The sequence below is a fragment of the Cupriavidus sp. GW821-FHT07C08 genome (genome assembly GCF_059419025.1).
Genome location: NZ_JBWKQZ010000017.1, coordinates 129,994 through 154,517 on the forward strand (window position 1 = coordinate 129,994; position 24,524 = coordinate 154,517).

Annotated in this window: 22 protein-coding genes and 1 pseudogene; 18 read left to right on the forward strand and 5 right to left on the reverse strand. The window is 66.3% G+C overall.

Annotated elements, in window-relative coordinates; all coding sequences use genetic code 11:
* Positions 1-361: 361 nt before the first annotated feature.
* The 14 genes and pseudogenes from AC07UK_RS21430 (at position 362) to AC07UK_RS21495 (ending at position 15,733) form a co-directional block, all read left to right on the forward strand.
* Entirely contained in the window at positions 362-2,443 is a 2,082-nt protein-coding gene (locus tag AC07UK_RS21430; protein WP_494686267.1) for a 3-hydroxyacyl-CoA dehydrogenase NAD-binding domain-containing protein, read from the forward strand.
* Positions 2,444-2,473: 30 nt separating this feature from the next.
* Positions 2,474-3,118, forward strand: coding sequence for a bifunctional nicotinamidase/pyrazinamidase (gene pncA / locus AC07UK_RS21435; RefSeq protein ID WP_436221542.1), 645 nt, complete (start codon positions 2,474-2,476; stop codon positions 3,116-3,118).
* A gap of 47 nt (positions 3,119-3,165) precedes the next feature.
* Positions 3,166-4,344, forward strand: coding sequence for an acetyl-CoA C-acyltransferase (locus tag AC07UK_RS21440; RefSeq protein ID WP_035820248.1), 1,179 nt, complete (start codon positions 3,166-3,168; stop codon positions 4,342-4,344).
* Positions 4,345-4,592: 248 nt separating this feature from the next.
* Entirely contained in the window at positions 4,593-6,455 is a 1,863-nt protein-coding gene (locus AC07UK_RS21445) for an acyl-CoA dehydrogenase (RefSeq protein WP_494686266.1), read from the forward strand.
* Positions 6,456-6,501: 46 nt separating this feature from the next.
* Positions 6,502-7,284: an SDR family oxidoreductase gene (locus tag AC07UK_RS21450; RefSeq protein ID WP_114130399.1), complete on the forward strand. Its 783-nt coding sequence runs from the start codon at positions 6,502-6,504 to the stop codon at positions 7,282-7,284.
* A gap of 127 nt (positions 7,285-7,411) precedes the next feature.
* Entirely contained in the window at positions 7,412-7,849 is a 438-nt protein-coding gene (locus tag AC07UK_RS21455) for a PaaI family thioesterase (RefSeq protein WP_436221544.1), read from the forward strand.
* Between the two features lie 93 nt (positions 7,850-7,942).
* The gene (locus AC07UK_RS21460) at positions 7,943-8,953 is read left to right on the forward strand and encodes an NADP-dependent oxidoreductase (RefSeq protein WP_494686265.1); all 1,011 of its coding nucleotides are present in this window, start codon (positions 7,943-7,945) and stop codon (positions 8,951-8,953) included.
* A 77-nt stretch (positions 8,954-9,030) separates the two neighbouring features.
* Positions 9,031-9,888 (forward strand): class II aldolase/adducin family protein, encoded by an 858-nt coding sequence (locus tag AC07UK_RS21465; RefSeq protein WP_494686264.1) that lies wholly within the window; start codon positions 9,031-9,033, stop codon positions 9,886-9,888.
* A 52-nt stretch (positions 9,889-9,940) separates the two neighbouring features.
* A complete protein-coding gene (locus AC07UK_RS21470) occupies positions 9,941-10,876 on the forward strand; it encodes a glutathione S-transferase family protein (protein WP_436221547.1) in 936 nt (311 codons plus the stop codon).
* A gap of 60 nt (positions 10,877-10,936) precedes the next feature.
* Positions 10,937-11,839, forward strand: coding sequence for an SDR family oxidoreductase (locus AC07UK_RS21475; protein ID WP_436221548.1), 903 nt, complete (start codon positions 10,937-10,939; stop codon positions 11,837-11,839).
* Positions 11,840-11,878: 39 nt separating this feature from the next.
* Positions 11,879-12,829: an alpha/beta fold hydrolase gene (locus AC07UK_RS21480; protein WP_436221549.1), complete on the forward strand. Its 951-nt coding sequence runs from the start codon at positions 11,879-11,881 to the stop codon at positions 12,827-12,829.
* A 543-nt stretch (positions 12,830-13,372) separates the two neighbouring features.
* Positions 13,373-13,594 carry a hypothetical protein gene (locus tag AC07UK_RS21485; protein WP_494686263.1) on the forward strand — a complete coding sequence of 74 codons (222 nt, stop codon included), beginning with the start codon at positions 13,373-13,375 and terminating at the stop codon, positions 13,592-13,594.
* Between the two features lie 20 nt (positions 13,595-13,614).
* A complete protein-coding gene (gene leuD / locus AC07UK_RS21490; protein WP_436221551.1) occupies positions 13,615-14,241 on the forward strand; it encodes a 3-isopropylmalate dehydratase small subunit in 627 nt (208 codons plus the stop codon).
* 320 nt (positions 14,242-14,561) lie between these two features.
* Positions 14,562-15,733, forward strand: a pseudogene (locus AC07UK_RS21495) (porin).
* A gap of 41 nt (positions 15,734-15,774) precedes the next feature.
* Here the strand turns inward: AC07UK_RS21495 and AC07UK_RS21500 are convergent.
* Positions 15,775-16,296 carry an O-acetyl-ADP-ribose deacetylase gene (locus tag AC07UK_RS21500; protein ID WP_494686262.1) on the reverse strand — a complete coding sequence of 174 codons (522 nt, stop codon included), beginning with the start codon at positions 16,294-16,296 and terminating at the stop codon, positions 15,775-15,777.
* 89 nt (positions 16,297-16,385) lie between these two features.
* A complete protein-coding gene (gene gbd / locus AC07UK_RS21505) occupies positions 16,386-17,534 on the reverse strand; it encodes a 4-hydroxybutyrate dehydrogenase (protein WP_494686261.1) in 1,149 nt (382 codons plus the stop codon).
* Positions 17,535-17,870: 336 nt separating this feature from the next.
* Here gbd and AC07UK_RS21510 point away from each other — a divergent pair, with 336 nt between their 5' ends.
* The 4 genes from AC07UK_RS21510 (at position 17,871) to AC07UK_RS21525 (ending at position 21,116) form a co-directional block, all read left to right on the forward strand.
* On the forward strand, positions 17,871-18,893 hold the full coding sequence (locus AC07UK_RS21510; RefSeq protein WP_494686260.1) for an alpha/beta hydrolase: 1,023 nt from the start codon (positions 17,871-17,873) through the stop codon (positions 18,891-18,893).
* A gap of 81 nt (positions 18,894-18,974) precedes the next feature.
* Positions 18,975-19,958 (forward strand): tripartite tricarboxylate transporter substrate binding protein, encoded by a 984-nt coding sequence (locus AC07UK_RS21515; protein ID WP_436221558.1) that lies wholly within the window; start codon positions 18,975-18,977, stop codon positions 19,956-19,958.
* A 116-nt stretch (positions 19,959-20,074) separates the two neighbouring features.
* Positions 20,075-20,512, forward strand: coding sequence for a YbgC/FadM family acyl-CoA thioesterase (locus AC07UK_RS21520; RefSeq protein WP_436221559.1), 438 nt, complete (start codon positions 20,075-20,077; stop codon positions 20,510-20,512).
* Positions 20,513-20,750: 238 nt separating this feature from the next.
* Positions 20,751-21,116 (forward strand): EF-hand domain-containing protein, encoded by a 366-nt coding sequence (locus AC07UK_RS21525; protein ID WP_436221560.1) that lies wholly within the window; start codon positions 20,751-20,753, stop codon positions 21,114-21,116.
* Positions 21,117-21,216: 100 nt separating this feature from the next.
* Here the strand turns inward: AC07UK_RS21525 and denD are convergent, their stop codons facing one another.
* The 3 genes from denD to AC07UK_RS21540 form a co-directional block, all read right to left on the reverse strand.
* Positions 21,217-22,191 (reverse strand): D-erythronate dehydrogenase, encoded by a 975-nt coding sequence (denD, locus tag AC07UK_RS21530; protein WP_436221561.1) that lies wholly within the window; start codon positions 22,189-22,191, stop codon positions 21,217-21,219.
* A gap of 37 nt (positions 22,192-22,228) precedes the next feature.
* On the reverse strand, positions 22,229-23,011 hold the full coding sequence (gene otnI / locus AC07UK_RS21535) for a 2-oxo-tetronate isomerase (protein WP_436221562.1): 783 nt from the start codon (positions 23,009-23,011) through the stop codon (positions 22,229-22,231).
* A 68-nt stretch (positions 23,012-23,079) separates the two neighbouring features.
* The gene (locus AC07UK_RS21540) at positions 23,080-24,453 is read right to left on the reverse strand and encodes an MFS transporter (RefSeq protein WP_494686259.1); all 1,374 of its coding nucleotides are present in this window, start codon (positions 24,451-24,453) and stop codon (positions 23,080-23,082) included.
* Between the last annotated feature and the right edge of the window lie 71 nt (positions 24,454-24,524).

The following is a 24,524-nucleotide window of genomic DNA, read 5'->3' on the forward strand; positions in this document are numbered from 1 at the left end:
TTAGAGGTGGCACTCAGTCGCACTCGGCAAGTGCTCTATCCGGCATGGCAGGGCGATTTGGCGTTGGGTTTAGCGTTCCCGCCATGCATCGCGATCAGGGGCGGCATTCGCGCCGCGCATGTCGCCGGAAAAGTCCGAAAATTGAAATTGAACGACCGTGCTATTTTGTGTATGCTTGTTTCGCCCAAGCGCCGGAAGGCGTTGCGGGACGCGGGAAAGCGGCAGGTCGGGCGGAGGGTTTACCCGCCCATGACGGTCACCTCCCGCAGCAGTCGCCGGCCGCCGCTGGCCGCGCCGTGCAGTAAAAAATGCATTCGAGAATTCGAATCCCGAGACAATTTTTGACACCAAAGGAACCAGCATGACAGCGCAGTATCAGGTTCAGGACGGCGTAGCCGTCATCACGCTCGACAATCCCCCTGTCAACGGCCTGGGTCACAGCACCCGGCTTGGCATCGTCGAAGGCATGACCCGTGCGCTGGACGATGCCGCCGTCAAGGCCATCGTCATCACCGGCGCTGGCAAGGCTTTCTCGGGCGGCGCCGACATCCGTGAATTCAATACGCCCAAGGCCATGCAGGAGCCGACGCTGCACTCGGTGATCCGCGTGCTGGAAGGCTCGTCCAAGCCGGTGGTGGCCGCCGTGCACTCGGTCGCCATGGGTGGCGGCCTGGAACTGGCGCTGGGCTGCAACTACCGCGTGGCGTCCAAGGGCGCCCAGATCGCGCTGCCGGAAGTGAAGCTGGGCCTGCTGCCCGGCGCCGGCGGCACGCAGCGCCTGCCGCGCGTGATCGGCCTGGAGGCCGCGGCCAACATGATCGTGTCGGGCACCCCGGTGCTGTCCGAGAAGTTCGCCGGCACCAAGCTGTTCGACGAGATCGTCGACGGTGACGTGCTGCCCGCGGCGGTCAAGTTCGCGCAGAACGTCGGCGCCGCCACCGGCCCGCACCCCAAGGTGCGCGACCTGAAGGTGCGCCACGAGAACCCCGAAGGCTACCTGGGCTTTGCCCGCAACACCGTGGCCGCGATGGCCAAGAACTTCCCGGCGCCGCTGAAGTGCCTGGAAGCGGTGGCCGGCTCGCTCAAGCCGTTCGAGCAAGGTCTCAAGGAAGAGCGCGAGGGCTTCCTGTTCCTGGTGACCACGCCGGAATCGCGCGCGCTGCGCCACGCCTTCTTTGGCGAGCGTGCCGCCAGCAAGATCCCCGACGTGCCCGAAGGCACGCCGACTCGCAAGATCGAGAAGGTTGCCGTGATCGGCGCCGGCACCATGGGTGGCGGCATCAGCATGAACTTCCTGAACGCGGGCATCCCGGTCACCATGCTGGAAACCAAGCAGGAAGCGCTGGACCGTGGCGTGGCCACGATCCGCAAGAACTACGAGAACAGCGCCAAGAAGGGCAAGCTCACGCAAGAGAAGGTCGAGCAGCGCATGGGCCTGCTGAGCACCACGCTGTCCTATGACGACCTCAAGGACGCCGACCTGATCATCGAGGCCGTGTTCGAGGAAATGGGCGTCAAGGAGACCGTGTTCAAGAAGCTGGATGAAGTCGCCAAGCAAGGCGCGATCCTGGCCTCGAACACCTCCACGCTGGACGTCAACAAGATCGCCTCGTTCACCAAGCGTCCGCAGGACGTGGTCGGCATGCACTTCTTCAGCCCGGCCAACGTGATGAAGCTGCTGGAAGTGGTGCGCGGCGAGAAGACCGGCAAGGACGTGCTGGCCACGGTCATGCAGATCGGCAAGAAGATCAAGAAGACCGCGGTGGTGTCGGGCGTGTGCGACGGCTTTATCGGCAACCGCATGATCGAGCAGTACAGCCGCCAGGCCGGCTACCTGCTGGACGAAGGCGCGCTGCCGGAACAGGTCGACAAGGCCATCGAGAAGTTCGGCTTTGCCATGGGCCCGTTCCGCATGGGCGACCTGGCCGGCAACGACATCGGCTGGGCCATCCGCAAGCGCCGCGCGGTGGACAAGCCGGACATCCAGTATTCGAAGACCGCCGACCTGCTGTGCGAGATGGGCCGCTTCGGCCAGAAGACCGGTGCGGGCTGGTACGACTACAAGGCGGGCGACCGCAAGCCGTACCCGAACCAGCAGGTCAACGACATGATCGTGCAGCATTCGAAGGACCTGGGTATCACGCGCCGCAAGATCTCTGACGAAGAGATCGTCGAGCGCCTGGTGTTCGCGCTGGTCAACGAAGGCGCCAAGATCCTGGAAGAAGGCATTGCTTCCAAGGCCTCGGATATCGACATGGTGTACCTGACCGGCTACGGCTTCCCGCTGTTCCGCGGCGGCCCGATGCTGTACGCGGACCAGGTCGGCCTGTACAACGTGGCGCTGTCGATGAAGCGCTACGCCAAGGGCTACCACGGTGAAGCCTGGCAGGTCGCGCCGCTGCTGCAGAAGCTGGCGGACGAAGGCAAGGGCTTCAACGGTTAATACCGCCACACGGTTCAGCCTGGAGCTGAGATGAACACCACCATCGGACCGGACGATTGCCTGCTGGTGATCGACGTGCAGAACGACTTCATGCCGGGCGGCGCGCTTGCCGTGCCCCACGGCGATGAAGTGGTGCCCGTCATCAACCGGCTGGCGCGCGCGTTCGGGCACGTGGTGCTGACGCAGGACTGGCATCCCGTCAGCCACGTCTCGTTCGCGGCCAACCATGCGGGCACGCAGCCGTTCCAGACGCTGACGCTGCCGTATGGCGAGCAGGTGCTGTGGCCGGTGCACTGCGTGCAGGACACGCCGGGCGCCGCGCTGCATGCGGGCCTGCACGTGCCGCATGCGCGGCTGGTGATCCGCAAGGGCCATCACGCCGATGTGGACAGCTACTCCGCCTTCCTGGAGGCGGACCGCACCACGCGCACCGGGCTGGCCGGCTACCTGCGCGAGCATGGCGTCAAGCGCGTGTTCTGCGCCGGGCTGGCGACGGACTACTGCGTGGCCTGGAGCGCGCTCGATGCGCGCGCCGCGGGCTTCGCGGCCGCGGTGATCGAGGATGCCTGCCGCGCCATCGACCTGGAAGGGTCGCTGGCCAAAGCATGGCAGGACCTCGGCGCCGCCGGCGTTGCGCGCGTCACGTCCGCTGAACTGCTCAAGGGCCAGGGCTGAACCGAACCACCGAACTGAACGACACAAGAGATTCCGAGGAGCAAGACATGAACGAAGCAGTCATCGTATCCACCGCGCGGACCCCGCTGGCCAAGAGCTGGAAGGGCGCCTTCAACATGACCCACGGCGCCACGCTGGGTGGCCATGCCGTCCAGCACGCCATTGCCCGCGCCAAGATCGAGGCCGCCGAAGTGGAAGACGTGCTGATGGGCTGCGCCAACCCGGAAGGTGCCACCGGCGCCAACATCGCGCGCCAGATCGCACTGCGCGCCGGCTGCCCGGTCACCGTGCCCGGTGCCACCGTCAACCGCTTCTGCTCGTCCGGCCTGCAGACCATCGCCATGGCCGCGCAGCGCGTGATCGCCGATGAGGGCGACATCTTCGTCGCCGGCGGCGTGGAAAGCATCTCGTGCGTGCAGCAGGAAATGAACCGCCATATGGTCCAGGAAAGCTGGCTGCTGAAGAACAAGCCGGAAATCTACTGGAACATGCTGCAGACCGCCGAGAACGTGGCCAAGCGCTACAACATCTCGAAGGAGCGCCAGGACGAGTACGGCGTGCGCAGCCAGCAACGCGCCGCCGCCGGGCAGGAAGCCGGCAAGTTCAAGGACGAGATCGTGCCGATGACGGTGCTGGCGGGCGTGGCCGACAAGTCGACCGGCCAGCTGGTGACGAAGGAAGTCACCATCTCCGCCGACGAAGGCATCCGCGCCGATACCACGCTGGAAGGCGTGGCCAAGATCCGCAGCGCCGTGCCGGGTGGCGTGATCACCGCCGGCAATGCCTCGCAGTTCTCGGACGGCGCTTCGGCAGCGGTGGTGATGAATGCGCGCGTGGCCGAGGCCCGCGGCCTGCAGCCGCTGGGCGTGTTCCGCGGCTTCGCCGTCGCGGGTTGCGAGCCGGACGAGATGGGCATCGGTCCCGTCTTTGCCGTGCCCAAGCTGCTGAAGAAGGCCGGCCTGAAGGTCGACGACATCGGCCTGTGGGAGTTGAACGAAGCCTTCGCCGTGCAGGTGCTGTACTGCGCCGATACGCTGGGCATCCCGATGGACCGCCTGAACGTCAACGGCGGCGCCATCGCCGTGGGCCACCCCTACGGTGTGTCGGGCGCGCGCCTGGTCGGCCATGCGCTGATCGAAGGCAAGCGCCGCGGTGTGAAGTACGTGGTGGTGACCATGTGCATCGGCGGTGGCCAGGGCGCGGCGGGGCTGTTCGAAGTCCTGTAATTGCCGGCAAGGCCGGCACGCTGCCGGTTTGCTCCCCTCTCCCGCTTGCGGGAGAGGGGCAGGGGGTGAGGGCAGGCGGTGGCATACCGCCGGCCTGTACTTCGTAGTACCGTCCGGCCCTCACCCCAACCCTCTCCCGCAAGCGGGAGCGGGAGCACCCATGCGGTGCGATTCAAAGCCCGGGCGGTTCGCAAAAGAAGGCAACAAGAATTCACGGCGCGCCACGCAGTGCGCCGCATGGAGACACCATGTCGATGATCCTTTCCCGCCGCGACCTGAATTTCGTGCTGTACGAATGGCTCAAGGTCGACGAGCTCACGCGCATCCCGCGCTATGCCGACCACTCGCGCGAGACCTTCGATGCCGCGCTGGACACCTGCGAGAAGATCGCCACCGACCTGTTCGCGCCGCACAACAAGAAGAACGACCAGCAAGAGCCGCATTTCGATGGCGAGACCGTCAGCATCATCCCCGAGGTCAGCACCGCGCTGAAGGCCTTCTGCGAGGCCGGACTGATGGCCGCCGGCCAGGACTATGAACTTGGCGGCATGCAGCTGCCGGTGGTGGTCGAGAAGGCCGGCTTCGCCTACTTCAAGGGTGCCAACGTCGGCACCAGCTCCTACCCGTTCCTGACCATCGGCAACGCCAACCTGCTGCTGACGCACGGCACGCCGGCGCAAATCGAGACCTTCGTCAAGCCGGAGATGGAAGGGCGCTTCTTCGGCACCATGTGCCTGTCCGAGCCGCAGGCGGGCTCGTCGCTGTCGGACATCACCACGCGCGCCGAGAACGAGGGCGAATCGCCGCTGGGCGCGCAATACCGGCTGCGCGGCAACAAGATGTGGATCTCCGCCGGCGAGCACGAGCTGTCGGACAATATCGTCCACCTGGTGCTGGCCAAGATCCCCGGCCCGGACGGCAAGCTGATCCCGGGCGTGAAGGGCATCTCGCTCTTCATCGTGCCCAAGTACCTGGTCAACGAAGACGGCTCGCTGGGCGAGCACAACGACGTGGTGCTGGCCGGCCTGAACCACAAGATGGGCTACCGCGGCACCACCAACTGCCTGCTCAACTTCGGCGAAGGCATGAAGTACCGGCCAGGCGGCAAGGCCGGCGCGATCGGCTACCTGGTGGGCGAGCCGCACAAGGGCCTGGCCTGCATGTTCCACATGATGAACGAGGCGCGCATCGGCGTGGGCCTGGGCGCGGTGATGCTGGGCTATACCGGCTATCTGCACGCGCTCGACTACGCGCGCAACCGCCCGCAGGGCCGCGCGATCGGTCCCGGCGGCAAGGATGCGGCCAGCCCGCAGGTCAAGCTGGTCGAGCACGCCGATATCCGCCGCATGCTGCTGGCGCAGAAGAGCTATGTCGAAGGCGGCCTGGCGCTGAACCTCTATTGCGCGCGCCTGGTCGACGAGGAAGAGGCCGCGGCGGCCGCCGGCGACGAAGCCGCGCATGCGCGCCTGGCGCTGCTGCTCGACATCCTGACCCCGATCGCCAAGAGCTGGCCGTCGCAATGGTGCCTGGAGGCCAACAACCTGGCGATCCAGGTGCACGGCGGCTACGGCTACACGCGCGAGTACAACGTCGAGCAGTTCTACCGCGACAACCGCCTGAACCCGATCCACGAAGGCACGCACGGCATCCAGGGCCTGGACCTGCTGGGCCGCAAGGTGGTGATGAAGGATGGCGCGGCCTTCAAGCTGCTGGGCGAGCGCGTGCAGGACACCATCGGCCGCGCGCTGGCCGCCGGCGATGCCGAGCTGTCGCAGCAGGCAGGCGCCCTTGGCGCCGCCACCAAACGCCTGGCCGAGGTCACGCAGGCGCTGTGGAGCGCGGGCGACCCCAACGTGACGCTGGCCAATGCCTCGGTCTACCTGGAGGCTTTCGGGCACGTGGTGGTGGCGTGGATCTGGCTGGAACAGGCACTGCTGGCGCAAGCCGCGCTGCCGCGCGCGAACGGCAAGGAAGACGAGGACTTCTACCGCGGCAAGCTGGCCGCGGCGGCCTACTTCTTCCGCTGGGAGCTGCCCAAGGTCGGCCCGCAGCTGGCGCTGCTTGAATCGCTCGACCGCACCACGCTCGACATGCAGGACGCGTGGTTCTGAGCAGCGCCCGCCCATCCCCGAACACTACAGAACGAAGGAAGACAATATGCGTACCATCCAGCAACTGTTTGACCTGAAGGGCAAGACCGCGCTGATCACCGGCGGCTCGCGCGGGCTTGGCCTGCAGATTGCCGAGGCGCTCGGCGAGCAGGGCGCGCGCGTGGTGCTGTCGGCGCGCAAGGCCGACGAGCTGCAGGCGGCGCAGGCGCACCTGAAGTCGCTCGGCATCGAGGCCGACTGGATCGCCGCCGACGGCTCGCAGGAGTCGGAGATCGCGCGCCTGGCCGATGAAGCCATCGCAAAGCTCGGCCACGTCGATATCCTGGTCAACAACGCCGGCGCCACCTGGGGCGCACCCGCCGAAGACCACCCGGTCGAGGCCTGGGACAAGGTGATGAACCTGAACATCCGCGGCCTGTTCCTGCTGAGCCAGCGCATCGGCAAGCTGTCGATGATCCCGCGCCGCTATGGCCGCATCATCAACGTGGCGTCGATCGCGGGCCTGGCCGGCAACCCGCCGGGCAGCATGGAGACCATTGCCTACAACACCTCCAAGGGTGCGGTGGTCAACTTCACGCGCACGCTGGCGGCCGAGTGGGGCGAGCACAACATCACCGTCAATGCACTCGCGCCGGGCTTCTTCCCGTCGAAGATGACCAAGGGCTCGCTCGAGCGCCTGGGCGTTGAGGCGATGTGCGCCGGCGTGCCGCTGCACCGCCTGGGCGACGACGAGGACCTGAAGGGCGCGGCGCTGCTGTTTGCCAGCGACGCCGGCAAGCACATCACCGGCCAGATCCTGGCGGTGGACGGCGGCGTCAGCGCGGTCTGAGCCGGGCCGGGGGCATTCCGGACATGACGCACGGCGCGGCTTGGCGGAATCCCGGATTGCCCTCAAACTTGGGGCCGGCGCGAGGCCTCGGCCTCGCTGGCACCCAATTTCCGGACTCACAATTGCCATGAACCAGTTCAAAGGCCCCCTGACCCACATCCCCTTCCTCGCCGACCTCGGCGTGACCTGCAACCTCGCCGAAGGCGGCCGCAGCGAGATCGCGCTGCCGATCGAGAAGCGCCACCAGAACAGCTGGGACATGGCCCACGGCGGCGTGATCATGACGCTGCTCGACGTGGCCATGGCGGTGGCCGGCCGCAGCAGCGACGCGGATGGCCGGGGCGTGGTCACCATCGAGATGAAGACCAGCTTCATGGCGCCGGGGCGCGGCGCGCTGACCGCGCGCGGCACCACCGTGCACCGCACCACCACCATGGTGTTCTGCGAAGGCGAGATCGTCGACGCCGACGGCAAGACCGTGGCGCGCGGCTCGGGCACCTTCAAGTACATCCGGCGCATGCCGCCGCAGCGCCCGGGTGAAGCCGATACCGGTGCCGACGGCTGAGCGCCGGCACCGATGCAGCAGACGGGGCAGCGCGGCTGTCCCTCCCGACGCAGTATTCAAGCCGTTCCATATTCCTACTGAAAGGAATCGACCATGTCCAAAACGTTCAAGCGCATCGTCCTGGCCTCGCGTCCCGAAGGCGCGGTGACGCCGGCCAATTTCCGCCTGGAAGAAGTGCCCGTGCCGCAGATCGCCGACGGCCAGGTGCTGGTGCGCAACCACTACCTGTCGCTGGACCCGTACATGCGCGGCCGCATGAACGACAGCAAGTCCTATGCCGCGCCGCAGCCGCTCAATGAGGTCATGATCGGCGGCACCGTGGGCGAAGTGGTGGAAAGCAAGAACAGCAAGTTCAAGCCGGGCGACAAGGTGGTCGGCATGTTCGGCTGGCAGGAAATGGGTGTCAGCGACGGCACCGGCCTGCAGCCGGTCGACACCACGCATATCCCGCTGTCGGCCTACCTGGGCTCGGTCGGCATGCCGGGCGTGACCGCCTGGTACGGCCTGAACAAGATCATCCTGCCCAAGCCTGGCAAGACCATCGCAGTCAGCGCTGCCTCCGGGGCGGTGGGCAGCGTGGTCGGGCAACTGGCCAAGCTGGCCGGCTGCCGCGCGGTCGGCTTTGCCGGCGGCAAGGACAAGTGCGACTACGTGGTCAATGAGCTGGGCTTCGATGCCTGCATCGACTACAAGGCGGCCAAGGATCCCAAGGAGCTCTACACGATGCTCAAGGAAGCCACCCCGGACGGCATCGACGGCTATTTCGAGAATGTCGGCGGCGATATCCTGGACGCCGTGCTGACGCGCATGAACGCCTTCGGCCGCATCGCCATGTGCGGCATGATCGCGGGCTATGACGGCCAGCCGCTGCCGCTGAAGAACCCGCAGCTGATCCTGGTGTCGCGCCTGACCATCGAAGGCTTTATCGTCTCCGAGCACATGGAAGTCTGGCCGCAGGCGCTGAAGGAACTGGGCACCGCCGTGGCACAGGGCAAGCTCAAGTTCCGCGAGAGCATTGCCGAAGGCCTGGCCAGCGCGCCGGAAGCCTTTATCGGCCTGCTCAAGGGCAAGAACTTCGGCAAGCAGCTGGTCAAGCTGATCTGACCGGCGCCTGCAGGGCCGCGGCGCGCCTGCCGGGCGCGCCGCGGGCAACGGATTTCACCAAATAAACGGAGACACCGATGAATGCCCCGCAAGCCCCGCAAGCCCCGCAAATCCAGAGCGACGACGAGATCGGCGCCGGCCTGCCCGAAGAGGTCAAGGCCCGCTACCGCAACCTGCCGCGCCCGCCGCAGTTCGCCACCGCCGCCGAAGAGCGCCTGCACCGCAAGCAGCGGCTGGCCGCGGCCTTCCGGCTGTTTTCCAAATTCGGTTTCGATGAAGGCGTGGCTGGCCATATCACCGCGCGCGACCCGGAGTTTCCCGATACCTTCTGGGTCAATCCCTTCGGCGTGCATTTCAGCCAGGTCAAGGTCTCCAACCTGATCCGCTGCGACCACCACGGCGACGTGGTCGAGGGTGACTACCCGGTCAATGCCGCGGCCTTCGCCATCCATTCGCGCGTGCACCAGACCCGCTCCGACGCGGTCGCGGCAGCGCATTCGCACAGCACTTATGGCCGCGCGTGGTCCACGCTGGGCCGCCCGCTCGATCCGCTGACGCAGGACGTGTGCGCGTTCTACCAGGACCATGCGGTCTATGACGATTTCGGCGGCGTGGTGGTGGAACTCGACGAGGGCCAGCGCATCGCCAATGCGCTGGGCCAGAACAAGGCCGCCATCCTGCAGAACCATGGCCTGCTGACGGTCGGCAAGACCGTGGACGAAGCCGCCTGGTGGTTCATCACCATGGAGCGCTCCTGCCAGGTCCAGTTGCTGGCCGAAGCCGCCGCGGCGCGCACCCAGGCACCGCTGAAGCTGATCTCCGATGCGGCCGCGCGCCAGGCCTATTCGATCGTCGGCACGGCGCAGGCGGGCTGGTTCCAGTTCCAGCCGCTCTATGCCCGCATCGTCAAGGAACAGCCGGACCTGCTGGACTGAATCTGCACGGCACACACTAGCCGACCCGCTGGCAAACATGGAGGTGGACCGCATGGCCGACATCATTCTTCACCAGTACGCAACTTCGCCATTCTCCGAGAAGGTGCGCCTGCTGCTGGGCGCCAAGGGACTGGCGTGGCAGGCGGTGGAAATCCCCGCCATCCTGCCCAAGCCTGACCTGCTGGCGCTGACCGGCGGCTACCGCCGCACGCCGGTGATGCAGGTCGGTGCCGACATCTACTGCGATACCGCGCTGATCTGCGAGGTGCTGGACGCGCTGGCGCCCACGCCGGCGCTGTATCCGCCGGCCCAGGCCGCGGCGGCGCGGGTCGCGGCAGCCTGGTTCGATGCGGCGCTGTTCACGGCGTCGGTGACCTATGTGTTCCAGCCAGCCGGCGTTGCCAGCATGCTGGGCCACCTGTCGCCGGCGCAGGTCCAGGCCTTTAGCGCCGACCGCAAGGCCATGCGCGGCGACACCAATGCGCTGCGCATGCCGTTGCCCGAAGCCACCGCGCTGCTGCATGAAACGTTCGGGCAACTGGAAATGCAGTTCGCGGCCGGGATCGAGCATGTGGCCGGGCCGGCGCTGTCGGTCGCCGACTTCTCGCTGTACCACAACCTCTGGTTTATCCGCCGCGCCGGCGCGCTGGCGCAGCTGCTGGAGGCTTACCCGCGCCTGCAGGCCTGGTATGCGCGCATGAACACCTTCGGCCATGGGCGGCCGCGCGTGATCGACAGCGAGGACGCGATCGCCGCCGCGCGCAGTGCCGATCCGGTCGTGCTGGATGAGGGTGTCATCGCCGATGCCGGGCTGCAGGCCGGCGACCCTGTCACCGTCACGCCCACCGACTATGCGCGCGACCCGGTGGCCGGCGTGCTGCTGTCGCTGACCGCGCGCCGCGTCACGCTGCGCCGCCAGGACCCGCGCGCCGGTGCGCTCAATGTGCATTTCCCGCGGCAGGGCTACCAGGTGCAGCGCGCCGCCTGAGCGCGTGCACGGCACACGGCCCGCCGTTTCCCAAACGAATCACGCAACAGGACAGACGATATGAAGGATTTCTCCAACAAGGTGGCTGTCATTACCGGCGGTGCCTCGGGTTTCGGTAAGGAGTTTGCCCACATTGCCGCCGACCTCGGCATGAAGCTGGTGCTGGCGGATGTGCAGGAAGACGCGCTGGACGCGACCGTAGCGGAATTCAAGGCACGCAATGTGCCAGTGATCGGGCTGCGCACGGACGTCTCGCGTGCCGATCAGGTGCAGGCGCTGGCCGATGCTGCCATCGAGGCCTTCGGCCAGGTCAACCTGCTGTTCAATAACGCTGGCGTGGGCGCGGGCGGCCTGATCTGGGAGAACTCCGAGAAGGACTGGGAGTGGGTGCTGGGCGTCAACCTGTACGGCGTGGTGCACGGCGTGCGCATCTTCACGCCGCTGATGCTGGCCGCGGCAGGGAAGGATCCGGCCTACCAGGGCCATATCGTCAACACGGCGTCGATGGCGGGCTTGCTGAACCCGCCGGCAATGGGCGTGTACAACGTGTCCAAGCACGCGGTGGTGGCGTTGACTGAAACCCTGTACCAGGACCTGGGCCTGGTGACGGAGCAGGTGCGCTGCTCGGTGCTGTGCCCGTACTTCGTGCCCACCGGCATCAACCAGTCCCAGCGCAACCGGCCCGCCGACCTGGCCAACCAGGCGCCGCCGACGCGCTCGCAGCTGGTGTCGCAGGCCTTGTCGGACAAGGCCGTCGGCTCCGGCAAGGTGACCGCCGCCGAGGTCGCGCAGCTGACCTTCGATGCCATCCGCGACGAAAGCTTCTATATTTATTCCCACCCCCAGGCGCTCGCCCCCGTGCGCCAGCGCTTCGAGGATATCGTCGGGCAGCGCAATCCCGGCGATCCGTTTGCCGACAAGCCCGAGGTCCGCGCGGGCCTCGTTGCCGCGTTGCGCGGCTGACCAGCCGCCAGCACAACGCCACAACGAGGAGGGCCACATATGGAGAACAACATGGCTGCCCCCGCCGCCGTGATCCGCCACCTGCAGTACGCCACGCTGCCCAACGGCACCCGCCTGCACTACGCCAGCGCGGGCGAGCGCGGCAAGCCGCTGATGCTGTTCGTGCACGGCTTTCCTGAATTCTGGTTCGAATGGGAGGCCCAGCTGGCCGAGTTCGGGCGCACGCATTTTGCAGTGGCGCCGGACTTGCGCGGCTACAACCTGTCGAGCAAGCCCGCCGAGGTCGAGGCCTACCGGCCGCGCCATATCGTCGAAGACCTGGTGCAGCTGGTCAGCGCGCTGGGCTATGACCAGGCCGTGGTGGTGGCGCACGACTGGGGCGGTGCGATCTGCTGGAACCTGGCAATCCAGTTCCCGCGGCTGGTGCGCCAGCTCATCATTGTCAACTCGCCGCACCCGTACCTGTTTGCGCGCGCGCTGGCCACCGATCCCGAGCAGCAGGCCGCTTCCGCCTACATGAACTGGCTGCGCAAGCCGGGCGCGGAAAAGGCACTGGCCGCCAACGACTTCGCGTTGCTGGACCGGATGCTGGCCGATGCCGACGGCAAGCCGGCGGCCTGGTACACGCCCGAGACGCGCGCCAGGTACCACGCGGCATGGTCCCAGCCGGGCGAAGGCCAGGATGCCAGCGTCCATCCGCTCACCGGCGGCGTCAATTTCTACCGCGCCTCGCCCATGCACCCGCCGGGCGAGGGCGAGCCGCCGCCCGACATCTCGCGCCTGGATCCGGCCGCTTTTGAGGTCAGGGTGCCCACGCTGGTGATCTGGGGCGAGCGCGACCGCGCGCTGCCGAAATCACTGGTGGACGGGCTGGGTGACTTCGTGCCGGACCTGCGCGTGGAGCGCATCCCCGAGGGCACCCACTGGGTGATCCACGAGCAGCCGGAGCGGGTCAACCTGCTGATCCGCAGCGCGCTGCCTGTGTCCTGATCCGGGCAAGACCAGCCCCCGGGGGCTGGTCTTGCCTTCTTCCTTTTCCATTGCCATCGCGACGTCGCCCATGGCAGACGCGTCGCATTCGGCGGACGACGCGGCCAAGGCGGCCAGGTACATTGCCCGTCGTTTCCTCACATCCATTCCATCTCCTCTTCCGGCGAACCAGTCATGCTCCAGCGAGTTTGCCGAAATTGGCTCGTACTGGTCTCTTAGTGATATCTAATTGATGCCAATGGTATTGATTGGTCGAAGGGAAAGCAGCGGCCGCGCCATAAGGCATTGGCGAGCGCGTTAAGCATTTACTAAATAATCAGCCCACCGGATGCGCGTTGTTATTAAAGACTGCCTTCCATTCAACGCCTTGCATTCGGGAAAATCTCTCGGTGTCCTATTTAATATCCTATTGAGGTAACAATAATACCGATATTTCTTTTGGGAAATTTCGATGTATGGACGGCTGCGCTTTCGGAAATGTGAACTTGATTTTATGGACTTGAAGGATAACGACTGCCATTCATGGGAAACCAGAGTTCACCGATGCCGCGTTATCACCGCATTTACGTCGTATGCGGCCTGCCGCCCGAATTCGGGCTGATGGAGCAGTACCGGGTGGCGCGCGTGACCGTGCGGCGGGCGCTGGCCGAGCTGCAAGGAAGGGCTGATTTATCGGCGGCCGGGGCAGGGGACCTTCGTCACGCCGCCGGCGGCATCAAGTCGCTGGGCGGCGCCAGGCTGGAAGCAGTGCTAGGCGATGCCTAGTCGCAGCCGAAGTCGAGAAGATGAACGAGGCTGGCGCCAGCGCCGTGGTTGGCGCCTATGCCAGCGCGATATGCCTCGACACCGACGCCATCATCCGGTCGCGGGAAATGAAGCGCGTCTCCAAACACGGGCTGGCCGAGGGCCTGTTCGCCGGCTGGCGCTACCTGGCGGGGACGGACCGCAGCCCCGATCCCTTGTTCGTGCTGAACCAGCCGGCGTACACGGGGACGTCGATCCTGCTGGCCGGAAGCAATATCGGCTGCGGCTCCTCGCGCGAGCATGCGATGTGGGCGCTGAAGGAGTTCGGCATCCGCGCCATCGTCGCGCCCGGCTTCGGTGCTATCTTACACAACAACTGCGTGCGCAACGGCCTGCTGCCGGTGGTGCTGCCGATGGAAACGGTGCAGGCGCTGGCCGATGACTGCGCCGCAGCGCCGGCCACGCGGCAGGTGACGGTCGACTTCCAGGAGCTGGAAGTGGTGTCGCCAGCGGGCGCGCGGTATGGCTTCACGCTCGGCAGCGAGCAGCGGCAGATGCTGCTGGAAGGGCTGGACCCGATCGCGCTGACGCTGAAGCTGGCGTCAAGCATCGACGCGTTCCAGGGCGCGGACCGGTTGCGCCGGCCCTGGATTCATTTCGATGGCTAAGGCGCGGCGACTACCGGGCGGGATGACCTGACGCGCTTTCCTGCCTGAGCCCCGTCATTTTCAAAGGGCGGGGCGGTTCTTGGTTCTGACTTTTCCATGAGGTAGATTTTCGGCTTTGCGCCAACGGCGCAAAGCCGTGCTCACAGCGTGAGCGGCTTTGTCACGCCCATCGCCAGTGAAAACGTGGCCGGATTCCCCCCACAAGTGTTGTTGCAGTGGTTCTTTGAAGGCAGTTCCGGGAGCACCGGCGGCTGGCAGCGGTATTTGCCAGCGCCGGGATTTGGCAGTCCAGCAGCAAACTTACAGACGGAGACTGAGGAATGAAAAAGCAGCTTGCAGGTTTTGCATTAATCGGCGGATTCGCGCAGATGGCTTGCGCACAGGGCAGCGTGACCCTCTATGGCGTCGTCGATGAAGGCCTGACCTACAACAACAATGCGGGCGGCCATCACCAGTTCAGCCTGGCCAGCGGCGTGATCTAGGCCAGCCGCTTCGGCCTGCGCGGCAGCGAGGACCTGGGCGGCGGCATGAAGGCGCTGTTCGTGCTGGAAAACGGCTTCGATGCCGGCAGCGGCAAGCTGGGGCAGGGTGGCCTGGTCTTCGGGCGCCAGGCCTATGTCGGGCTGTCCGGCGACCATGGCAAGGTGACCATGGGCCGCCAGTACGACTCGGTGGTGGACTTTGTCGGCCCGCTCAACGTCGGCGCGCAATGGGGCGGCTTCTACAATGCCCACACCGGCGATATCGACAACCTGAACAACTCCGCCCGGGTCAACAACGCCATCAAGCTCCGCAGCCAGAACTACGGCGGCCTGAGTTTTGGCGGGGTCTACAGCCTGGGCGGCGTGGCGGGCAGCCCGGCGCGCAACCAGATCTGGTCGCTGGGGGCGGGCTATGGCAGCGGACCGTTGCTGCTCGGCATGGGCTACCTGAACGTCAGGAACCCAATACCTCGTTCTACGGCACCGGCGTCACGGCCAATACCACGGGATCGGCACCGTTGAACACGCTGACCAATATCGGCTCGCCGGTGCAGTCGGGCTACGCGTCGGCTCGCTCGCAGGAAGTCTTTGCCGCGGGCGCGGCGTACAGCTTCGGTGCGGCTACGGTCGGGACCACGTATTCCAACACGCGCTTCAAGGACCTGGGAGACCTGTCGTCCGGCCCGAATCCGTTCGGCTATCACGGCACCGCAACCTTCAACAACGTGGAAGCCAGCTTCAAGTACCAGGTGACACCGGCCTTGCTGATGGGCGTGGCCGCGGACTATGCCAGGGGCAGTGGCATCAACGACGCCAGCTACCGGCAGTTCGTGCTGGGGGCGGACTACAACCTGTCCAGGCGCACCGATGTCTACGCGATGGCGATCTACCAGAAGGCATCGGGGATCGATTCCACCGGCAAGCGCGCGGTGGTCGCGATCAACGGCGTGCGTCCGTCGGCAGATGACAGCCAGGCGGTGTTGCGTGTGGGCCTGCGCCACAAGTTCTGACGCAGGCGGTGCAAGCCGCGGGGCATGCACCGCGGCTTGTCTCAGGGCAGCCGCTCGCGGTACAGGCGGTAGTTCTCGTCGTCGAAGCAGACGAAGGTGACCTGCTCGATCTCCGGCGCCGCGGCCAGCGCCTCGCGCACCGCGGCGATGGCGATATCCGCCGCGCGCTCGCGCGGGAAGGCGTAGATGCCGGTACTGATATTGGGAAAGGCCAGCCTGCGCAGGTGGTGCTGCGCTGCCAGCCGGATGCTGTTGCGGTAGGCGTTGGCGAGCAGTTCGTCCTCGCCCTGGTCGCCGCCTTGCCAGACCGGCCCGACCGCGTGGATCACGTATGGCGCCGGCAGGCGGCCGCCGGTGGTGATCACCGCCTCGCCGGTGGGGCAGCCGCCCTGCGCGTCGCGGATCGCGCGGCAGGCCTCCTTGATGGCGGAGCCGCCGGCCCCGTGGATGGCCCCGTCTACGCCGCCGCCGCCCAACAGGCCGCTATTGGCCGCGTTGACGATGGCATCGACTTCCATCCGGGTGATATCGCCATGGACTACCTGCAAATGCTCGCCGCTCATGTTGTCTCCTGCGCTGTGGAGGGGAGGGCCGCCGGACAGCCGCTTGGTCGGTCTGACCGGCGGGAAGCTGCTGTGTGCTACATGGTGTGCTACATGGACTGCTCAAGCATACGCCGATAATCCGCTGCGCTGGCTTCTTTCGGGTTGGTCTTGTGGCAGTGGTCGACCAGCGCACCGGCAATCACCTTGTCGAACATGTCCTCGGTGACGCCCATCTGGCGCAGCCCGGTGGGCAGGCCCAGGCGCGCGGTCATGTCGTGCACGGCCTGCGCGATATCGGCGCCGTCGGGCAGGTGCATGGCGCGGCGCAGGCGTGCATAGCGGTCGTCGCGCACCACCGTGGGCGCGTCGGCATTGAAGCGCAGCACCGCGGGCATAACTACCGCATTGAGGGTGCCATGGTGCAGGCCCGTGCGGCCGTCGATCTTCAGCCCGCCCAGCGGGTGCGACAGCGAATGCACGCAGCCCAGCCCCTTCTGGAAGGCCATTGCGCCCTGCATCGATGCGCTCATCATGTTCAGGCGCGCGTCGCGGTCCTGGCCATCGCGGGTGGCGCGCTCGATGTGGCCCCAGCCGCGCTCCAGGCCGTCCAGCGCAATGCCGTCCGCGGGCGGGTTGAAGGCGGGGGCCAAAAAGGTCTCGATGCAGTGCGCGATCGCATCCATGCCGGTGGCCGCGGTCAGTCCGGCGGGCAGCCCCAGCGTCAGTTCCGGGTCGCAGACGGCGGACTTGGGCAGCAGGTGCCAGGAATGGAAGCCCAGCTTGCGGCCGTCGTCCAGGATGATGATGGCGCCGCGCGCCACCTCGCTGCCGGTGCCGGAGGTGGTGGGCACCGCGATCAGCGGCGCCGCCTTGTCGGCGATCCTGGCGCTGCCGCCTTCGATGGTGGCATAGGTGGTCAGCTCGCCCTCATGCGTGGCCAGGATCGCGATGCCCTTGGCCAGGTCGATCGACGAGCCGCCGCCCACCGCCACCAGCCCGTCGCAGCCGGCCTCTCGGTACTGCGCGGCGGCCTTGCGCACCATGGCCTCGGTCGGGTTCGACGGGGTTTCATCGAATACCGCAACCTGCAGGCCCTGCATCGCATCGATGGCACGCTGCGCCACTCCCGCGGCGACCACGCCCTTGTCGGTCACCAGCAACGGGCGGCGGATGCCGATGCGCTCGCATTCGGACTTGAGCAAGCTTACCGCGCCGAAATCCAGGTGGATGTGGGTCAGATAGTAGATAAACGCCATGTTTGCTTGTCTCCTGCCGGGATCTGCCGCCAAATTGTCTTTTGCACGGGCCTGGAGCGGATGCTCGCCAGGCCCGCTGTCTTGGGTTTCAATGGACCTGCACTACTGCGTTTCCGGAGCCCTCGGGATCGCTTCAGCCGATCATCGCGCAAAAACTTGCCGCGTGGCAGGCTGACAGCGACTTTTCGGGGTTATCTCGTACTGCCGGGCACCTGGAACATCTGGCATCATACTAAAATCGAACGATCGTTCACAATTCGAACTTCTCCCGATGCGGGCGACGCGCCAGAGCTTCTGCGCGCCGCCGGCGCCGGGTCCGGATCCGCGTCATTCCCTATGTCCGCCGTACCGTCTTCCAGCCCTGATGCGCCCGCCACGCCCGGCCTGCCGTCCAGCCCGCTCGACCCGCAGGTGGCCGCGCTGCTGGAGCTGATCGCGCGCGCCAAGCGGCCGCCGATCCACGCGATGGCGCCGGAGGACGCCAAGATCGCCTACGAGAAAAGCGCGCCGATCCTCGATATCAACCCGCCGCCTGTGCATATGGCGGAAGACCTGCTGGTGCCGGCGCGCGACGGCCACGCCATTCCGGTCAGGCTGTACACCCCGCGCGAGGCCAGCTGGACTGAACCGCTGCCCTTGCTGGTGTATTTCCACGGCGGCGGCTTCACGGTCGGCAGCGTCAATTCGCACGATCCGCTGTGCCGGCTGCTGTGTGGCCAGGCGGACTGCATGGTGCTGTCGGTGGACTACCGGCTCGGGCCGCAATGGCGCTTCCCGACGGCGGCCAACGACGCCTTTGACGTGCTGCACTGGGTCTTTGCCGAAGGCGACCGGCTGGGAGCCGACCCGGCGCGCATCGCACTGGGAGGCGACAGCGCCGGCGGCACGCTGGCCGCGGCGTGTGCCGTGGAGGCCCGCAATACGGGCCTGGCGCCCGTGCTGCAGCTGCTGATCTATCCCGGCACCTGTGCGCGCCAGGACACGCCGTCGCACCGCGCGCTGGCCGATGGCTACCTGCTGACGGCGGACATGATCCGCTGGTTCTTTGCCCAGTACCTGGACCAGGAAGCCAGCCGCGACGACTGGCGTTTCGCCCCGCTGGACGGCGGCGGCACCGGCGCCGAGGTGCGCGGCACATGCCCGGCCTGGATCGCCGTGGCCGGCTACGACCCGCTGCACGACGAGGGCGTGGCCTACGCAGAGAAGCTGCGCGCCGCGGGCGTCGCCGCCACGCTGGCGGACTACCCCGGCATGATCCATGATTTCTTCAAGCTGGGCCGGTTCGTGCCGGCGGTGGCGCAGGCACATGCCGACGCCGTTGCCGCGCTGCGCGCCGCGTTCGGCACACCGCACAACTAGACCAGCAGCCACGGTCAGGGCCGCACCGGCCCCGGCCCTCCATTTTCAGCAGTGACTTGCAGCACAAGGAGACATAGTCAAATGCAACGCCGCCACTTCATCGCCCGCGCGGGCATCGCCGCCGCCACCGCGGCACTGGGTTTTGCCGCCATGCCCGCCCAGGCACAGGCCGACAAGTTCCCGCAGCGCCCGATCCGCCTGGTGATCGGCTACACCGCCGGCGGCTCCACGGATATCCCGTTCCGCGTGCTGGCCGACAACGCCTCCAAGATCCTGGGCCAGCCCGTGATCGTCGAGAACAAGCCCGGCGCGGGCGGCGTGCTGCCCGCGCAGATGATGCAGACCACCGCGCCGGACGGCTACACGCTGGCCCAGGTTGCCATGCCGGTCTACCGCCTGCCGTACACCACCAAGATCAACTGGGACCCGGTCAAGGACCTGAGCTACATCATCAACCTCGCCGGCTATTCGTTCGGCCTGGTGGTGCCGGCCGACTCGCCGATCAAGACGATGCAGGAATACATCGCCTACGCCAAGGCCAATCCGGGCAAGCTGACCTACGGTTCGCCGGGCTCCATGACCACGCTGCACCTGACCATGGAAGAGCTGGCCATGAAGCAGGGCGTGCAGTTCTCGCACATCCCCTACAAGGGCAATTCCGAGTCGATGCAGGCACTGCTGGGCGGCCACGTGATGTCGGTGGCCGACACGCCGGCGTGGGCACCGTATGTGGAGCAGGGCAAGCTGCGCCTGCTGTCGACCTGGGGCGAGAAGCGCTCGGCGCGCTTCCCCAACGTGCCGACGCTGAAGGAACTGGGCATCGGCATCGTGCAGACCTCGCCGTTCGGCCTGGTCGCGCCCAAGGGCACCGACCCGAAGATCGTGCAGAAGCTGCATGACGCCTTCAAGAAGGCCATGGACATGCCCAACTACCGCGAATCGCTGGCCAAGTTCGACATGGAGCCGTACTACATGAACAGCCAGCAATACGCGCAGTTTGCGGCCGAGACCGTCAAGAAGGAAAAGGCGATCATCGAGAAGCTGGGGCTGGCCAAGGCGCAATAACGGCGATCAGCCTGCCGCCACCATCATCGATCCGGGCCGCCACGCCCGCCGGCCCTGTCCGGCGGGCCGGCGGCCTGGTGCTTTGACAAGCCACGACAAACAAGGAGACCAGGCCGATGGCCAAAGAGGATTTTCGCCACAGCATCCCGCTGCGCGTGCGCTGGGCCGAAGTCGATCCGCAGTCGATCGTCTTCAACGCGCACTACCTGACGTATTGCGATATCTGCGTGACCGAGTACTGGCGCGCGCTGGGCATCCGCTATCCGGAAGACGTGCTGCACGCGCATGGCGTGGACATCTTCGTGGTCAAGTCCACGCTGGAATACCACGCCTCGGCGCGCTTTGACGACGAGCTGGAGATCCGCGGCCGCATGTCGCGCCTGGGGCGCTCGAGCATGCTGTTCCGGGTGGAGATGTTCCGCGGTGACGAGCACCTGATCACCGGTGAGATCGTCTATGTGTGCGCGGACCCGGTCACGCAGAAATCGGCGGCGATCCCGGGGCAGGTAAGGGAGACGATTGAAGGGTATGAGGTGGTGAAGCCGGCGGTGTGAGGCAAGGCGTCACCGAATGACGCCGCCCGCCTTGCCCGTAGCGCTCCGCTGGATTCCAGGTGCAGCAAGAATTACTGCCGGTGTCCTGCATCAGCTGTCGCGACCTGTAACACAAAGATATTGGTAAGTAGGGATCGCTTGCCTAGAATCGGTGTGAGCCAGTGCTCAAAGAGGATCTTCGTTGCCGAAGCAGTCTTTAGGAAGGCAATGTCGAATCACAAACCATGAGGAGACGGCAATGACCATGCGTAAACTGCCTGCAGTCGGCTTGACAGTGATGGTGCTCGCTTTTACGGCGGCGAGCGCCCAGCAGAAACCGGAATCAACAGCCCCGCAAAGCGCGGAATCCACCCAGATTCCGCCAGCGCCATCGACTACCGCCGAAGCCAAGGCAAAAATCTCCGAGCGTTTCAAGACTGCCGATACCAACCACGACGGGAAGCTAAGCCGCGAAGAAGCCCAGGCAGGCGCGCCGGTAGTCTACAAGCACTTTGACAAGATCGATGTCAAGAAGTCGGGTTACGTCACCGAACGTCAGATCGGTGCGTACTGGACATCGAAGTCCAAGGCACAGCAGCAGAAAGAGGATCCCATCTGGAACTGACGTCTTCGCCTCTGCTTGACCCGATCCCCTCTCCCGCGCACGGGAAAGGGGGCCGGCCCGCGGGAGATGCCGGCATGTCGCGAAGGAAGCCGGCCTGGCTTTACTTGCTCAGCCCGGCATCCTCCATATAAGCCCGAATCACCTCATCGAAGCTCGCATCGCTCTGGAACCCCAGCGACTGCGCACGCTCCGCATTCCACGCCGCCGGCCAGGTTCCGACGATGTTCTCCACGCGCGCTTCGCGCTCCCACGTCACGCGGTCCGCCACGGCATCGCCCGCCACGCGGCGCAGGGCGTCGACCATGCCGGCAGCCGTGACCGACAGGCCCGGCAGGTTCACCACGCGGCGGTTGCCCAGCCGTTCGCCGGCCAGTTCGATGCCATTGACCAGTGCCGCCACGGCGGCGCGCGGCGACAGCAGCCACAGCGGCGTGTCCGGTGCCACCGGGCAATTGGCGCTGACACCCGACAGCGGCTCACGGATGATGCCGCTGGCGAACGACGAAGCCGCCGCATTGGGCTTGCCCGGGCGCACGCTGATGGTGGGCAGCCGCAGCACGCGGCCGTCGACAAAGCCGCGGCGGCTGTAGTCCGACAGCAGCAGCTCGCCGATGGCCTTCTGCACGCCGTACGACGATTGCGGGCTCAGCGCGGTGTCGTCCTGCACCACCGGCGGCAGCTGGCCGCCGTAGACCGCGACCGAGCTGGTGAACAGCACGCGTGGCTGGTGGCCCAGCTCACGGCAGGTTTCCAGCAGCGCGCGCGAGGCGTCGAGGTTGACGCGCATGCCGAGATCGAAATCCGCCTCGGCCTGGCCGCTGACCACGGCCGCCAGGTGGAACACGGCGCCGGTGTCCTTGTCGATGGCCTGGCGCAGCACGGCCGGGTCGGACAGGTCGCCAGTGACCACACGCACACGCGCATCGTCCAGGCCTTGCGGCGCTACCACGTCCAGCAGCGTCAGGCGGTCGATGGCGACGGGCTGGCCGTCCAGGTTCAGGGTGCCGCGTTGCAGCAGCAGGCGGGCGAGTTGCAGGCCAAGGAAGCCGGCGCCGCCGGTAATCAGTACGTTCATGGCAGGAAGGATTTGTTCTTTGGGTTTGCGCGAAGGATCAGCGGCCGAGGTAAGGCTTGAGCCAGCCCAGGCCTTCGGAAGTGCCGGCGCGGGGGCGATATTCGCAGCCGATCCAGCCTTCGTAGCCGAGCCCGTCGATGACCTCGAACAGATAGGGGTAGTTCAGTTCGCCCAGGTCCGGTTCATGGCGCTCGGGCACGCCGGCGATCTGGATATGGCCAATGCCGGGCATGTCGCGCTTCAGTTTCATCGCGATATCGCCCTCAACGATCTGGCAGTGATAGCAGTCGAACTGCACCTTCAGGTTGGCCGCGCCGATCTCCTTGCAGATCGCCTGCGCATCGTCCTGGCGGTTCAGGAAGTAGCCTGGCATGTCGCGCGTGTTGATCGGTTCGAGCACGATGGTGATGCCCTGTGCGGCAGCGGCCTTGGCGGCGAAGGCCACGTTCTCCAGGTAGGCGGCGCGGTGGCGGGCGCGGTCGGCGTTGGCCGGTACCAGCCCCGCCATCACGTGCACGCGGTCATTGCCGATCACGCCGGCGTATTCCAATGCGCGGCCGACGGCGTCGCGGAACTCCGCCTCGCGCCCCGGCAGCGCAGCCAGGCCGCGCTCACCGGCTGCCCAGTCGCCCGGCGGGGCGTTGAACAGCGCCTGGGTGAGACCGTTCGCGTCCAGGCGCGCGCGCAGCTCGGTGGCGGCGTGCTCGTACGGGAACAGGTACTCCACCGCCCGGAAGCCGTCCGCCGCGGCAGCGGCAAAGCGGTCCAGGAAAGCGTGCTCGTTGTACATCATCGAGAGGTTTGCGGCGAAGCGCGGCATTCGGAACTCCAAAGCGGTAGTACGGAACCGGCCCGCTCAACGCTACGTCGAAAGCGGGCCGGCCAGGATCAGCGGTTGACCAGTTTAGCGGGCGTCAGCCACACCAGCACGGCGCCGACGACCAGGATCGCGGACAGCACGTACATGGGCAGCTGCGTACTGTGCGTCATGTCCTTCAGCGCGCCGACCATGTACGGCGACACGAAACCGGCCAGGTTGCCGACCGAATTCACCACGGCAATACCAGAAGCGGCGGCAATGCCCGACAGGAACGAGGTCGGCAGCGACCAGAACAGAGGCGCGCAGGTCAGCACTCCGGCAGCGGCCAGCGACAGTGCGGCGATGGCCACGGTTGTATTGTTGGTGAACGAGGCAGCAATGGCAAAGCCCAAGGCACCCATCAGCGCCGGCACGATCAGGTGCCAGCGGCGCTCGCGGCGGGCGTCGGCGCTGTGGCCCAGGATGTTCATCACGACCACGGCGCAGATAAACGGGATCGCCGACAGCAGGCCGATGTTCAGGTTGCCGGTCACGCCGCTGGCCTTGACCAGCGTGGGCATCCAGAAGGTCAGCGCGTACTGGCCGGTGACGAAGCAGAAGTAGATCAGGCACATCCACCACACGCGGCGGTCGGAGAACACCGCGCCCAGCGAGTGGCCGTGGGACTTGCCGGCGGTGGTGGCGGCGTTAAGGGCGTTGCGCTGGTCTTCCTCGATATTGCGCTTGAGCACGCGCTTTTCATCGGCGTCGAGCCACGGTGCCTTGTCAATGCCGTCGCGCAGCACGAAGATCGTCACCACGCCGATCACGAACGCGGGCAGCGCCTCGATCAGGAACATCCATTGCCAGCCGCGCAAATCGTGCACGCCGTTGAACGCATCCATGATCCAGCCCGACAGCGGGTTGCCGAACATGCCTGCAATGGGGATGCCCGACATGAACAGCGCGATCATCTTGCCGCGGCGGTTGGCCGGGAACCAGTAGGTCAGGTACAGGATCACGCCGGGGTAGAAGCCCGCTTCGGCTAGGCCGAGCAGGAAGCGCATCGTGTAGAACTGGGTCGGCGTCTTCACGAACAGGAACAGCGCCGAGATGATGCCCCAGGTGATCATGATGCGCGCGATCCAGATGCGCGCGCCGATGCGGTGCATCAGCAGGTTGCTGGGCACCTCGAACAGGAAGTAGCCGATAAAGAACAGGCCGGCGCCGAGGCCGAACACGGTTTCGGAGAAGGCCAGGTCCTGGCCCATCTGCAGCTTGGCGAAGCCGACGTTGACACGGTCGAGGTAGGCGACCACGTAGCACAGCATCAGGAACGGCATGACGCGCCAGAACACCTTGCTGTAGGCGCGCTTTTCGATCTGGGCTTCGGTGTCCAGCCGGGCGTTGCCGCCCAGGCTGTCATAGGCAGGCACGCTCGCCGCCGGTTGGTTTGGATTCACGGTGGTCTCCGGGTATGGTGGTGGGTCTAATGCGGCGGCGCGCGGAATGCAGGCATGCGCGTCCCCCGCAC

Excerpts from the sequence above, each read along its gene's own strand:
- AC07UK_RS21430 (WP_494686267.1), top strand. The coding sequence starts at position 362 with ATGACAGCGCAGTATCAGGTTCAGGACGGCGTAGCCGTCATCACGCTC.
- pncA (WP_436221542.1), top strand. The coding sequence starts at position 2,474 with ATGAACACCACCATCGGACCGGACGATTGCCTGCTGGTGATCGACGTG.
- AC07UK_RS21440 (WP_035820248.1), top strand. The coding sequence starts at position 3,166 with ATGAACGAAGCAGTCATCGTATCCACCGCGCGGACCCCGCTGGCCAAG.
- AC07UK_RS21445 (WP_494686266.1), top strand. The coding sequence starts at position 4,593 with ATGTCGATGATCCTTTCCCGCCGCGACCTGAATTTCGTGCTGTACGAA.
- AC07UK_RS21450 (WP_114130399.1), top strand. The coding sequence starts at position 6,502 with ATGCGTACCATCCAGCAACTGTTTGACCTGAAGGGCAAGACCGCGCTG.
- AC07UK_RS21455 (WP_436221544.1), top strand. The coding sequence starts at position 7,412 with ATGAACCAGTTCAAAGGCCCCCTGACCCACATCCCCTTCCTCGCCGAC.
- AC07UK_RS21460 (WP_494686265.1), top strand. The coding sequence starts at position 7,943 with ATGTCCAAAACGTTCAAGCGCATCGTCCTGGCCTCGCGTCCCGAAGGC.
- AC07UK_RS21465 (WP_494686264.1), top strand. The coding sequence starts at position 9,031 with ATGAATGCCCCGCAAGCCCCGCAAGCCCCGCAAATCCAGAGCGACGAC.
- AC07UK_RS21470 (WP_436221547.1), top strand. The coding sequence starts at position 9,941 with ATGGCCGACATCATTCTTCACCAGTACGCAACTTCGCCATTCTCCGAG.
- AC07UK_RS21475 (WP_436221548.1), top strand. The coding sequence starts at position 10,937 with ATGAAGGATTTCTCCAACAAGGTGGCTGTCATTACCGGCGGTGCCTCG.
- AC07UK_RS21480 (WP_436221549.1), top strand. The coding sequence starts at position 11,879 with ATGGAGAACAACATGGCTGCCCCCGCCGCCGTGATCCGCCACCTGCAG.
- AC07UK_RS21485 (WP_494686263.1), top strand. The coding sequence starts at position 13,373 with ATGCCGCGTTATCACCGCATTTACGTCGTATGCGGCCTGCCGCCCGAA.
- leuD (WP_436221551.1), top strand. The coding sequence starts at position 13,615 with ATGAACGAGGCTGGCGCCAGCGCCGTGGTTGGCGCCTATGCCAGCGCG.
- AC07UK_RS21500 (WP_494686262.1), bottom strand. The coding sequence starts at position 16,296 with ATGAGCGGCGAGCATTTGCAGGTAGTCCATGGCGATATCACCCGGATG.
- gbd (WP_494686261.1), bottom strand. The coding sequence starts at position 17,534 with ATGGCGTTTATCTACTATCTGACCCACATCCACCTGGATTTCGGCGCG.
- AC07UK_RS21510 (WP_494686260.1), top strand. The coding sequence starts at position 17,871 with ATGTCCGCCGTACCGTCTTCCAGCCCTGATGCGCCCGCCACGCCCGGC.
- AC07UK_RS21515 (WP_436221558.1), top strand. The coding sequence starts at position 18,975 with ATGCAACGCCGCCACTTCATCGCCCGCGCGGGCATCGCCGCCGCCACC.
- AC07UK_RS21520 (WP_436221559.1), top strand. The coding sequence starts at position 20,075 with ATGGCCAAAGAGGATTTTCGCCACAGCATCCCGCTGCGCGTGCGCTGG.
- AC07UK_RS21525 (WP_436221560.1), top strand. The coding sequence starts at position 20,751 with ATGACCATGCGTAAACTGCCTGCAGTCGGCTTGACAGTGATGGTGCTC.
- denD (WP_436221561.1), bottom strand. The coding sequence starts at position 22,191 with ATGAACGTACTGATTACCGGCGGCGCCGGCTTCCTTGGCCTGCAACTC.
- otnI (WP_436221562.1), bottom strand. The coding sequence starts at position 23,011 with ATGCCGCGCTTCGCCGCAAACCTCTCGATGATGTACAACGAGCACGCT.